Source organism: Nostoc sp. UHCC 0870 (assembly GCF_022063185.1).
Taxonomy (GTDB): Bacteria; Cyanobacteriota; Cyanobacteriia; order Cyanobacteriales; family Nostocaceae; genus Trichormus.
Genome location: NZ_CP091913.1, coordinates 1,312,012 through 1,324,261 on the forward strand (window position 1 = coordinate 1,312,012; position 12,250 = coordinate 1,324,261).

A 12,250-nucleotide genomic window follows, 5' to 3' on the forward strand; every position below is an offset into this window, starting at 1 on the left:
CGTGAAGTCAAAAGAATTGTATGCCTGTCTCTGTGCCTCTGTGCCTCTGTGGTGAAATTAAGATATTTTTAACCACAAAGACACAGAGACACGGAGAAATATAGCCTTTATGTTCAAGCTAGGAGAATTTATTGAACTTTTTAGAGGAGTCTATTTAATGAATTATTCTATTTTGAGAACCAGTTTAACAGTGTTAAGTAGACCATTTAAATTAGTGAGTCGCAAGATTCTGCCTTTGGTATTGTTGATATCACTGTTATTGTCTGGTTGTGTTCAGTACGATGTTGGGGTGAATTTTAATAACTCTAATAGTGGGGAACTGGTACAGCATATTAGGTTAGAAGAAAGACTGACTAGTTTTAGCAGTGATTATGTTTATGAATGGTTAAACAGTATAGAAAAACGCGCTCGCAAGCTAGAAGGTAGAGCCAGACGAATTTCTAGAGAAGAAGTAGTGGTGACAATTCCTTTTAGTAATGGTCGAGAATTGCAAACCAAATTTAATGATTTTTTTAATTCTCATACCCAGGAAACAACAGACGCTGACACAACAGAGACTAATTCAGAACTACCAAAAATTGAGTCTAATTTACTTTTATTCCAGAATAATTTTTTATTAGTAGTACGGAATAAATTAATTTACGATTTAGACTTGCGATCGCTAGCTTTAATTGCCAGTAAAGGTAATGTTTTAGCTGATGCTGGTTCTATTCTCAATTTAGAATTTGCCTTAAACACTCCTTGGGGTGCTAAAAGTATTCCAGTCGCTGAAAATGCTGTCAAACCAGAGAAAAAAGGCAAGCAATTAGTATGGCAACTTCAACCCGGTGAACTGAACCATATAGAAGTAGTCTTTTGGCTACCTAGTCCTTTAGGCATCGGTGCGTTACTAATTATCTTATTTATCTGGGGAGGCATATATCTGAGATATACCTTTATGCCCGATCCCAAATTACAGTTTGCACCTAAAGCAGAATAGTAATGAGTGCTGAGTAATGAGTAATGAGTAATGAGTAATGAGTGATTAGATTATCTTGACGATAGGCCATTACAGCTAGACAGATAAAATCAACCTCCGTAGCTTCGCTGACTCCCTACTCACCACTCATTACTCTCTACTCTCCACTCATTACTCCCTACTCAGCACCGGCTAAACGCCGCGCTACCGCTAACAGCACTCATTACTCTCTCATGGTGATAAACGCTCAATTTTCCAAGTGCCGGTCTCTAAAGGAGTATAAAGCAAGCGATCGTGCAAACGACTAGAGCGTCCTTGCCAAAACTCAATTTCTGTGGGAATGACCCGCAAGCCTCCCCAATGAGGGGGACGGGGGATTTCCTGGTTTTCATATTTGCTTTGAAATTCCTGCATCCGTTGCTCTAAAACTTCTCGGTTAGGGATGACTTCACTTTGATTAGAAGCCCATGCACCCAAACGGCTTTTACCAGGACGACTTTCAAAATAATAGTCTGATTCAGTTTCTGAAACTTTCTCTACACTTCCTAAAATTCTGACTTGACGTTCTAATTCTGCCCACCAGAAAACCAAGGCTGCTTGAGGATTTACTACTAGTTCTTGTCCTTTACGACTGTTATAGTTGGTGAAGAAGACAAAACCCCTCTCATCAAAATCTTTTAACAGTACCATTCTCGCCGATGGCTTCCCATCTGGTGTAGTGGTGGCTAGAGTCATCGCATTGGGTTCTGGAAGTTCGGCGGCTAGTGCCTGCTCAAACCACTTTTTAAAATGTATGAAAGGGTTGGGATCAACTTCTGTTTCACTCAAACCTTCCAAGGTATAGTCTTTGCGAAGGTCGGCTATGGTTTTGTCCATCGTAATTTAGTTCCTTATTATTTAAAAAGGCAGGTGACAGGCTTCGCTGTGAGCGTCAGCCGAACGGTGACAGGTGACAGGCTTTGCCGTGAGCGTCAGCCGAACGGTGACAGGTGACTAATATCTATTGACTATAGGAGTAGTAAAATCGATTGCGTCAGATGCGCCGTTCGGCATCCCTTCAAAGTCTATTATTCTATGGTCTGAGTGGCCCTATTGTCGCTCTGAATGTTTGGCTGTTATCTGTACTATTTGGCTACTTTCAGCACCCTATTACTATTTTGAGCTTTGCGGCGATTTTAGCTTTTTTACTGAATTATCCAGTTAAATTGTTTGAACAAGCTAGAATCAGTCGTACCCAGGCAGTAATCATTGTTTTACTCTTCACCTTGACTCTTTTCGGAATTTTGGGTGTCACTCTAGTACCAATGGTCATTGACCAAACAATTCAATTATTAAATAAGATTCCTAATTGGTTAACTTCTAGTCAAGCTAATTTAGTGCAATTAGAGGCATTTGCTCAACAGCGACGTTTGCCTATTGATTTGAGGGTGCTGAGTAATCAAATCAACGCCAGCATTCAGAATTTTGTACAGCATTTGGCTTCCGGTGCAGTGGGGGTAGCGGGAACGTTACTTTCAGGATTGCTGAATTTTGTCTTGGTAGTGGTGCTGGCATTTTATATGCTGTTATATGGCGATCGCGTCTGGTATGGTTTAATCAATCTTCTACCCTCTAAATTCAGAATCCCCTTCGCTAAGTCTTTGCATCTCAACTTCCAAAACTTTTTTCTCAGTCAGATATTACTAGGACTATTCATGGTTGTAGTCCTCACCCCAATATTTTTGATTCTCAAAGTACCCTTTGCTTTATTATTTGCCATCCTCATTGGTATCTCTGAACTTATTCCCTTTATTGGGGCTGCTTTAGGTATTGGGACAGTAACTCTTTTGGTGCTGCTACAAAATTGGTGGTTAGCTGTGCAAGTTGCCCTCGCTGCAATTTTCATGCAACAGATTAAAGATAATCTCTTAGCACCCAGGTTACTCGGCAACTTTATTGGACTAAATCCTATTTGGATTTTTGTAGCTATTTTAATGGGATATGAAATAGCAGGTTTATTGGGAACATTGGTAGCTGTTCCCATTGCCGGCACTATCAAAGGTACTTTTGATGCTATAAAAGGTAGCAAACAAGGGGATTTTATGTCAACAGTCACTATTCCCCATGATCCCGAAAATTCAAGTTTGTAGTAAATACTTTAGTCATAAAAAATAAAATATAAGGTCTTTATCAGCTCAGGGAAGACCAAAAAATAAATTATCTGCAATTTATGGTTGGGTAGGGTGCGTCAGTATGAATAATTTCTGAGTATAGTTAGGTTGTATCTCTCTGACGCACCCTACAGTTTAGATATTTTTTTATCTGGAAGTCCCTAACTAAAAATTATTTGGTGTTCCTGATTTTATTCCTACTCTAGTATTTTGTTTACGCACAAAACCAAGAGTTACTTGTTTCATAATCCAGTACAAAACCAAGAGTACCAAAAAGGTGATAGCAATAATAATCAACGGCTGTTTTCCTAAAAGCTCCTCGACACCTCTAGTTAGTAAAGCATCTGGCTGAGTGATAAAATCCCAACTATTGAAACGTAAGAAACGACCCCAATAAATACCAATTGCACAAAGAGCGTGAGTAATCAACTCAACCCATAAAATCCATTGAGTTTTACCAATGCGGTGTAAGTAGTGACCTAAATTAATCAAAGATATGACATAAGCTTCAAAACCGCCCAGAATCACCACTAAATAAATAGGAATTAAGACCAAAGTAATCAGCCACACAGACTGAATTGTACGGATATCATGGATTAAATGAATAACATCCGTTAACAAATAAGGGGCATTTGGTAAAAAGGCATAAAACACTAAAAAACCTAACCACCATAGCCAAGAGCGTCCCCGGTTATTGCGAAATAGCCAAATACTTAATAGCAGAGGGATCAAAGCGAGGAATAAATTCCACGTCATCCACCGCATATTTATGCTTAACACCTGCAAAACTTTGGCGATCAATTGCTCTGTCATAGCTGATTACTCGCAAGATATGTGATTCACTTGGATTGTCTTTGTACTATCGAATAGTCGATTTCGTATGATAAATATACAGATTATATTAAGTGTTTTATAAAACAGGGACAACAATTTACACAACATAATTTATAGGTTTTTATATATTTTATTTTGAAATATAAAAATCACTCATGCAAAATTTTTTAGCCACCTACTCTAAGAGGACGTTTGAAAAGTCTGTTTCTTTGTCATGTTGTAGCTTGCTTCTCCGCAGGAGTATGCAGCGTAGCGGAATGTTCGCTGAAAGCGTTCCCGTTCGCGGTAGCGTTGCGTAGCAAAGGGTAACATCTCGGTATGTGCCACAAAGCCTAGATTCTTCCTTACGCTCCGCTCCAGTCAGAATGACATTTTTATACCTACTAAAACTTTTCAAACACCCTCTAAGTAGCTAGTATAGCTGATTTAGATTTGCCAGATCATAAAAAGAAGTTCTCAGTAAGAGTAAAAACTACTACTAAGAACTTAAGATACGTTTATGCAGCTAAATCTCGCTCTTGTCCTAGCTCTTAGGTAGATTACAATTTACCTGGCGGTGATTCCCGAATTATTTCCAGCTAATTTCTAATTTCTTTTATTTCGTGAGTTTTGCGATTGCCTCCGCTCCGGTGGGCGGAACGCCATCGCCTACTGCTACACGCTGCTGTAACTGCGCTAGTTCCAACTCAACCTCATTTTGCAAGCGTTGCAGTAAGATGAAATCCTCTAGCTCGATAGTGTTATCTATATTGTTAGTCAATAATTCATCGATTTGCTGGAGACAAGTTTCTAAACCTGCGGCGAATTCATCACGAGTAATAGCGAGGTTTTCTGCATTAGCTTTACCAGGATAATCAACGCAGCCATAGCCTTCTCCCATATCCACCTGTAGAAATTCTGGTGGTGTAATGTCAGCATGGGGAAATGTTGGAAATGACTCCTGTGTTGAGTTTTGCCCTACTGTATCTGACTGAATAGGAGACTGCACAGGGAATTGATCAGGCAAAGATGCTGGATTGCCAGTCAACACACCAGTCATCAGTAGGCTTATGTCACTCATTGTATATCATTTGACTAACACCAATATTTCCTTTAACTAGAGATATTAGTGTTATTCAGGATGATTCTTCAAAAAATAGTGATAAAAGTTACTGATGGATTAAAAATTTCATAAAGTCATTAGTTATTCTTTCCCTTGTCCCCTACCTAACATCAGTCTGACTGCAATACTTATTTAGTTGCTTGACAAGTACATCAGAGTCCTTACCAGCAGTTTTAGCTGCATTGGTGAGTACGGTATCAATTTCTTTTCTCGCCTGTTGGAGTTTTTCCCTACCGGATGCTGATGCTTCGGCATTTTTAGCTGCACCAAGTGCCTGAGACGCTTTAGCGATCGCCTGACTCAGATTCTCAAATACTCTCATAAAACCGCCTTGGACTTGCTGCAACTGAGGATCTGACAACTTGAGTTCGTCTAAGGATTTAGTAATTGCTTCTAAATCCTTAGATAATTGCCAGCTTGTGATCACCTGCTGTCCTTTATTTTGATCAATTAGAGCATTTCCCGCATTTACCACTTGAATCAGCCGAAAACACTGGGAAGCCTGATCTTCCGCGCAACCAGTCAGCAATAAAGCAATACTCAAACTAACAGGAGCAATAACAACATATTTACGCCACACAAACATTCACACTCCACCAGCGATCAAATCGAGACAATATTAGCGAATAATTTTAGTTAGAGACAGGAATTAGTACCGCTACGCGGAAGTCAAAAGTCAAAAAACTGTATTTTAAGGTTTTGAATGATTGAGAATGGTATCTTTATTTCCGCCGCGTTGTACGAGAGAATAGACGAATACTGATGAGTACAATAGATAATTACCAGTACAGAATCTTTAAGGACTCAACTTCTCCTTTACATATATTTACAAATAAATTTCAGAGAGAATAGTGGTCAGGGTAAATACGAGCCTGTGAAGTGGCTGATTTACAAGGAAAGGGAGATATCCCGTAAAAGCAAATTTTTCAAAGTGCCTATTACATTGTTTGAAGTTATGTAGCCTTTTACTTACGGCGTATAAGCGACTGAGGTAAACTATGCCTTGATTATGATTCTTTCACAGAAAAGATCACTGGAAAGGAGCTGTTTTTTCAATGTCTCATACCGTAAAAATCTACGATACCTGCATTGGCTGCACCCAATGTGTCCGCGCTTGCCCAACTGACGTACTGGAAATGGTTCCTTGGGATGGCTGTAAGGCTGCTCAACTAGCTGCTTCACCTCGTACAGAAGACTGTGTAGGCTGCAAGAGATGCGAAACTGCCTGCCCCACTGACTTTTTGAGCATCCGGGTTTACCTGGGCGCAGAAACAACTCGCAGTATGGGTCTAGCTTACTAAGGAACTGATTACCAGTTTTTGATTGAGCTTCTCGATTCATTGTTTCGATAGCAAGCATCTTTAGCGTTGTAGGGTGGGCGATCGCTCATCCTACAATCTCAAACTAGAAATTAATAAATATAACCTAGTGGTCAAAGGAGCAAGTTGCTCCTTTTTTCTTTGTGCCTTTGTGGCGAACCGACTTTTGTGCTAACAACTATACTGGACTTAATTATCCTGAACAAAGAGTGGTGTGAGCAATGTGCGGCATAGTTGGGTATATAGGCACTCAAGCGGCGACAGAAATTTTGTTGTCTGGGCTAGAAAAACTAGAGTATCGCGGCTATGACTCCGCCGGGATTGCCACTGTTTGGGAAGGCGAGGTAAATTGTGTACGCGCTAAAGGGAAACTACATAACCTGCGTTCCAAGCTCGAACAATTAGCAAATCCAGCCCAAATAGGCATCGGTCACACGCGCTGGGCAACTCACGGCAAACCAGAGGAACATAACGCCCATCCCCACATGGATACGGCCATGCGAATCGCCGTTGTCCAAAATGGGATTATTGAAAATTACCGTGAGTTACGGGAGGAACTGAAAAGCAAAGGACATCAATTCCGTTCCGAGACCGATACAGAAGTAATTCCGCACCTGATTGCCGAATATTTCCAAAATCTCCCCTCTCCCCCTCTCCCCCTCTCCCCCTCGCCCTTTTTGGAAGCTGTTCGCCAAGCAGCCAATCATCTAGAAGGGGCATTTGCGATCGCAGTAATTGCGGCTGACTATCCCGACGAGTTGATTGTTGTCCGCCAACAAGCACCCCTAGTCATAGGATTTGGTCAAGGTGAGTTTTTCTGTGCATCTGACACGCCAGCGATCGTTGCTTATACCCGCGCCGTCCTCCCCCTAGAAAACGGCGAAATTGCCCGCCTGACACCTCTGGGTGTAGAGATTTATAACTTTGCTGGCGACAGGCTAAAAAAACAGCCCCGGATGCTGAACTTGAGTCCCACAATGGTAGAGAAGCAGGGATTCAAACATTTCATGCTCAAAGAAATTTATGAGCAGCCGGGAGTAGTTAGAGCTAGTTTAGAAGCATATTTTGATCATGATAAGGTGAATCTGGGCTTACCAGAGGACTTTTATGCAGATTTAGAGCAGATTCATATCGTCGGCTGCGGTACAAGTTGGCACGCCGCCTTAGTAGGCAAATATTTACTCGAACAACTAGCAGGAATTTCGACTCAGGTACACTACGCCTCTGAGTATCGCTATGCACCATCACCCCTGACAGCGAATACATTAATTATTGGTGTTACCCAATCAGGGGAAACCGCCGATACTTTGGCTGCTTTAGCAATGGAAAAAGAACGTCGCCAAGGGCAAGCACCGCAATATCAAGCCCGACTCTTAGGCATTACCAATCGTCCAGAAAGTAGCCTTGGTTTGATGGTTTCTCATATTATCAATACCCTAGCAGGCATTGAAATTGGCGTAGCCGCGACCAAAACCTTTACCGCCCAACTGATGGCGTTTTATGCCTTAGCCTTGGATTTAGCTAATCGCCGCCAGCTATTAGCACCAGAAAAATTAATAGAGATTATTCAAGGGTTGCGCCAGATTCCCCAAGCAATTGAGGACACATTAGAACGTCAGGAAGAATTAACCGAACACCTAGCCCATGAATTTGCTGAAACTAAAGATTTCATCTTTTTAGGTAGAGGGATTAACTTCCCCATTGCGTTGGAAGGGGCATTGAAATTAAAAGAAATCAGCTACATTCACGCGGAAGGTTATCCGGCTGGGGAAATGAAACATGGACCCATTGCTTTATTAGATGCCAAAGTGCCGGTAGTTGCGATCGCAGTTCCTGGTAGTGTGTATGAAAAAGTTATTTCCAATTCTCAAGAAGCCAAAGCCAGAGATTCCCGCTTAATTGGGGTAACACCAGTCAATGATGGCGAAGCGGCGGAAATTTTTAATGATTTACTCCCTGTGTCATCAGTGGATGAATTATTATCACCCATCCTCACAGTAGTACCATTGCAACTGTTGGCTTATCACATCGCCGCCCGTCGCGGGTTGGATGTCGATCAGCCTCGGAATTTAGCAAAATCGGTGACTGTGGAATAAAAAGATACGAATATTTAAGTAAATATTCGTAGAGTATATGAGATAGTTTCTAGTTTTAATTATCATATCACATCTAGAAATGTTTTTTGGGCATTGCTTACAGTAATGCTGAGTCTATCCCACTAGCACTGATTTGTCAGATCGTAATGTCAGGTTGTCTCGCCACATACCAAATCCCATAGCAAATCGATTCCATATCTAATATATTTGGAATCTTGGTGTTCGTTAATCCATTGAGAAAGAGTAATGACTACACTATGAGTTTTTTTGTCGATTTTATTCAGCGCATTTGCGGCACTAGAACGCACATCAGATTCTGAGTCCTTGAGGAGTTCTAGTAAGTCAGGAATTGCAGCTTCTGCACCTATTTTACCTAACGCATCTGCGGCACTAGAACGCACACGAGCATCTGAATCTTTGAGGAGTTCTAGTAAGTCAGAAATTGCTACTTCTGTACCTATTTTACCTAACGCATCTGCGGCACTAGAACGCACACGAGCATCTGAATCTTTGAGGAGTTCTAGTAAGTCAAGAATTGCGGCTTCTGCACCTATTTTACCTAACGCATCTGCGGCACTAGAATGCACTCTTGTTTCTGGGTCTTTGATGAGTTCTAGTAAGTCAGGAATTGCGGCTTCTGCACCTATTTTACCTAACGCATCTGCGGCACTAGAGCGCACACGAGCATCTAAATCTTTGAGGAGTTCTATTAACCAAGGAATTTCTGCTGCTCTACCTATTTTACCTAACGCATCTGCGGCACTAGAGCGCACACGAGCATCTGAATCTTTGAGGAGTTCTATTAACCAAGGAATTTCTGCTGCTCCACCTATTTTACCTAACGCATCTGCGGCACTAGAACGCACACAAGCATCTGAATCTTTGAGGAGTTCTATTAACCAAGGAATTTCTGCTGCTCCACCTATTTTACCTAACGCATCCGCGGCACTAGAACGCACACGAGCATCTGAATCTTTGAGGAGTTCTATTAACCAAGGAATTTCTGCTACTGTACCTATTTTACCTAACGCAAATATGGCACTAGAACGCACATGAGCATCTGAATCTTTGAGGAGTTCTAGTAAGCAATTAATTGCTACTTCTCCACCTATTTGGCTTAATAAAATTGCGGCAATTAAACTTACATTTTTTTCTGAATCTTTAAGGAGTTCTAGTAAGCAATTAATTGCGACTTCTCCACCTATTTGGCTTAATAAAATTGCGGCAGTTAAACTTACATTTTTTTCTGAATCTTTAAGGAGTTCTAGTAAGCAATTAATTGCGACTTCTCCACCTATGTCACTTAACACAGATGCGGCAATCAAACGAACCCTATATTCTGATTTTTTTGTCATTTCAATTAATCTATTAACTGCTGCTTCTTTCTCTCCTAATGCAGCACAATATCGTTGAAATCTTACTTGTTCTATTTGTTGCTCTTTTTCTTTTAACAATTGCAAAGCTTGAGTTTGAAAAGCTGTTTCATTTAGACTACATAAAAATTGGAATACTTGTGATTTAATTCTAGAACTCACTTGCAAGGAATCGCTGACTTCAAGATTTACTAAATCTTGTAAAATTTCTATAGCTGGAGAATTTTTTGCAGTTTTTAAATTTTTAATATCTTCGGCAAGGCAATTCCCAGCAAATAATAAGTCACGATGCAACCATTGTTCATATTCGCTATTCCTGCTGAGGACTCTTCTAATGGCTGTAGCCGCTTTGTTTGGTGCTTGCTGAGTAATCAATAAAAGTAACACCTCTCGCCAATGAGGGTCATGGAGATGCTGATCAATATACTGTAAAACAATATCAAAATCGTCTTGATCATCTGCTTGATAATGAATTTCTCTAGCACACAGATATTCTTGAAAGGTTTTATGCACAAAAGCATAGCAATCTTGACCTTGTTCATTAAGCAGTCCAGTACGTTCTTGAATCAAACTTAAAAAACGTTTTGCTTTTTCCTCTGCTTTATAAAGATCAATTTCTTTCAAAGATTTGATTTCTCTTTTTAATTGGTCAAGCAAATCTTCATGAGCAATTAGTGTTCCCCCTTCGTTATCTTCTGTACTACCTTGTCCATGAATCCAAAAAGCTAATTTTCGCATCAAAAAAAGTAAATCCTCAATATCAAGATTTAATAATTGCTCAATGCTAATGTCTTTGTTTCCATTCCAAGAAGTTAAGAGGGTTTCTACTGCTTTCTCATAAAGTTTGTGGCGACCTTTAGGTAAAACTGCTTGATAGCGATGAATCAGAGCAATAATAGTCAACAGCAAAGGGTTACGCGCTAGTAATTTGAGACGCTCATTCTTATTTATTGCTTCCCGTAAAGTTGTTTTACGTCGCTCCGCCTCTGACTTATCTTGAATACGGCTGTTATACCAACAGTTAATAAACTTTTCTATCTTCTCATCATCAAAAGCTAAAAGCTCGTAATGGGCAAACTCTTGAGTATTAAAAAAATCACGTTTGTAGCCAGCAGGCCGAGAGGTAATAACTGCACAATTTTCCGGAAACTGCCCTAAAAAATTCTCGATTTTTCGCACTACCTCATATCGTTTATTCTCTTGAGCAATCTCATCCAAACCATCAAAAAATATAAAAGTGCGTCCATCATCTAACCAATATTCAAAAAAACCTACAGGTAAGGTTTTGACACATAAATTTTTTTCCACAAATTGCTTAACATATTCCAGAATGCTAGTATTTTCTTGCCTAGCAAAATCTCGTATGGAAATTATAATAGGTAAATAGTCTGCTGCTGTTATCTTCAGTTGATCAATCTGCTTCTGAGCTATCATCACCACAAAATAACTCAGTAAAGTGGTTTTTCCAGAGCCAGGCGCACCTAAAAGAACAACCTTTTGACAGTTGGTTTGACTTAAAATTTGGGAAGCTAACAATTTTCTCCCAGAAGAGTTTCGTAAAGCACGCTGTCTCTGTTCCCAAAGTAATTGTTGCTGACTTTGGCTCAAATTGGATGATAACAACTCTGTTTCGATGCTGGAGTTTAAATCATTTTGGTTATCCTCCTGGACTTCTGGTAACACAAAAATATTGACTAGCTTCTCCGATTTGTCTACTTCTTGTCCTGGTACAGCAATCCCAGCAAACTTAACATCATCAAACCAATTAACTAATTGCTGACAATAGTTGTCTTTGGCAATCTGAAACCTTATACAATTATCTGTATTTTGAAAATAAGTTGTAACAAAAACCTCCATCCATGAATAAACATACTCAATTTTAATTTCTTTCATTTTTGAGTCAGCTAAAGCTGCTTTTTGGAAAACAACAGCTAAATAATCTACATCAGGCTTTCCTTCATTTTTTAAAGGCTTCTGTAGCTCTGACAATCCTTGTTCTTTAAAAAAATTACATAAAAATTTTGGTATAAAGTCTGGTGGGCAAGAAGAAAATAATCGGTTTTCCTGATTACAAGCTTCTATAGTTGCAGTTTTAATAGCCTTATCTAAATCACTAGGGTTAAGTCTGCTCGTAACACCACTTAGCAAAGCCTTAGAAACTTCTACTGTTACCAATTCTCCTACCCATGCACCAATCATTCCACTAATCATTACTATGGTCTCCACATAATTGATTTAAATGAATAAGTATAGATTCTAGATTGATACTAGCACTACCAGTATATCTACGATATTAGTTAAGCTTACGTAAATTTTTTCTGATTTTCGGCTTTTTGCAAGCCTTGTATCCCTGACTATCGGACAGCGATCGCTCTTGCAATCAAAAACCCAGCCTGTATGACTGGGCTTTTGTTAGGG

The 12,250-nt window shown here is 39.9% G+C and carries 10 protein-coding genes; 4 read left to right on the forward strand and 6 right to left on the reverse strand.

Translation table 11 applies throughout. The annotated features are described in order from the left end of the window. Window positions 1-157 precede the first annotated feature (157 nt). On the forward strand, window positions 158-979 hold the full coding sequence (locus L6494_RS05860) for a DUF3153 domain-containing protein (protein WP_237992279.1): 822 nt from the start codon (window positions 158-160) through the stop codon (window positions 977-979). A gap of 210 nt (window positions 980-1,189) precedes the next feature. On the opposite strand, the gene pdxH is transcribed toward L6494_RS05860, so the two are convergent. After that, entirely contained in the window at window positions 1,190-1,834 is a 645-nt protein-coding gene (gene pdxH, locus L6494_RS05865; protein WP_237992288.1) for a pyridoxamine 5'-phosphate oxidase, read from the reverse strand. A gap of 161 nt (window positions 1,835-1,995) precedes the next feature. Between pdxH and L6494_RS05870 the strand changes: the two genes are divergently transcribed. Continuing rightward, complete coding sequence (locus L6494_RS05870) at window positions 1,996-3,087, forward strand: AI-2E family transporter (protein WP_237992291.1); 1,092 nt, start codon at window positions 1,996-1,998, stop codon at window positions 3,085-3,087. Window positions 3,088-3,273: 186 nt separating this feature from the next. Here L6494_RS05870 and L6494_RS05875 read toward each other — a convergent pair whose 3' ends face one another. The 4 genes from L6494_RS05875 to L6494_RS05890 form a co-directional block, all read right to left on the reverse strand. Next, complete coding sequence (locus L6494_RS05875; protein WP_237992293.1) at window positions 3,274-3,921, reverse strand: DUF1361 domain-containing protein; 648 nt, start codon at window positions 3,919-3,921, stop codon at window positions 3,274-3,276. 201 nt (window positions 3,922-4,122) lie between these two features. After that, complete coding sequence (locus tag L6494_RS05880; RefSeq protein ID WP_237992295.1) at window positions 4,123-4,269, reverse strand: hypothetical protein; 147 nt, start codon at window positions 4,267-4,269, stop codon at window positions 4,123-4,125. Between the two features lie 268 nt (window positions 4,270-4,537). Continuing rightward, the gene (locus tag L6494_RS05885; protein WP_237992298.1) at window positions 4,538-5,002 is read right to left on the reverse strand and encodes a hypothetical protein; all 465 of its coding nucleotides are present in this window, start codon (window positions 5,000-5,002) and stop codon (window positions 4,538-4,540) included. A 142-nt stretch (window positions 5,003-5,144) separates the two neighbouring features. Beyond that, window positions 5,145-5,630, reverse strand: a complete 486-nt coding sequence (locus L6494_RS05890; protein WP_237992301.1) for a hypothetical protein — start codon at window positions 5,628-5,630, stop codon at window positions 5,145-5,147. A 469-nt stretch (window positions 5,631-6,099) separates the two neighbouring features. Here L6494_RS05890 and psaC point away from each other — a divergent pair, with 469 nt between their 5' ends. Together psaC and glmS are read left to right on the forward strand one after the other, a co-directional pair. Continuing rightward, window positions 6,100-6,345, forward strand: a complete 246-nt coding sequence (gene psaC / locus L6494_RS05895) for a photosystem I iron-sulfur center protein PsaC (protein ID WP_006195256.1) — start codon at window positions 6,100-6,102, stop codon at window positions 6,343-6,345. Between the two features lie 239 nt (window positions 6,346-6,584). Beyond that, the gene (glmS, locus tag L6494_RS05900; RefSeq protein ID WP_237992304.1) at window positions 6,585-8,459 is read left to right on the forward strand and encodes a glutamine--fructose-6-phosphate transaminase (isomerizing); all 1,875 of its coding nucleotides are present in this window, start codon (window positions 6,585-6,587) and stop codon (window positions 8,457-8,459) included. Between the two features lie 149 nt (window positions 8,460-8,608). Here the strand turns inward: glmS and L6494_RS05905 are convergent, their stop codons facing one another. After that, window positions 8,609-12,043: a HEAT repeat domain-containing protein gene (locus tag L6494_RS05905; protein ID WP_237992316.1), complete on the reverse strand. Its 3,435-nt coding sequence runs from the start codon at window positions 12,041-12,043 to the stop codon at window positions 8,609-8,611. Between the last annotated feature and the right edge of the window lie 207 nt (window positions 12,044-12,250).

Coding starts and splice junctions, on each gene's coding strand:
- L6494_RS05860 (WP_237992279.1), top strand. CDS start 158: ATGAATTATTCTATTTTGAGAACCAGTTTAACAGTGTTAAGTAGACCA.
- pdxH (WP_237992288.1), bottom strand. CDS start 1,834: ATGGACAAAACCATAGCCGACCTTCGCAAAGACTATACCTTGGAAGGT.
- L6494_RS05870 (WP_237992291.1), top strand. CDS start 1,996: ATGCGCCGTTCGGCATCCCTTCAAAGTCTATTATTCTATGGTCTGAGT.
- L6494_RS05875 (WP_237992293.1), bottom strand. CDS start 3,921: ATGACAGAGCAATTGATCGCCAAAGTTTTGCAGGTGTTAAGCATAAAT.
- L6494_RS05885 (WP_237992298.1), bottom strand. CDS start 5,002: ATGAGTGACATAAGCCTACTGATGACTGGTGTGTTGACTGGCAATCCA.
- L6494_RS05890 (WP_237992301.1), bottom strand. CDS start 5,630: ATGTTTGTGTGGCGTAAATATGTTGTTATTGCTCCTGTTAGTTTGAGT.
- psaC (WP_006195256.1), top strand. CDS start 6,100: ATGTCTCATACCGTAAAAATCTACGATACCTGCATTGGCTGCACCCAA.
- glmS (WP_237992304.1), top strand. CDS start 6,585: ATGTGCGGCATAGTTGGGTATATAGGCACTCAAGCGGCGACAGAAATT.
- L6494_RS05905 (WP_237992316.1), bottom strand. CDS start 12,043: ATGATTAGTGGAATGATTGGTGCATGGGTAGGAGAATTGGTAACAGTA.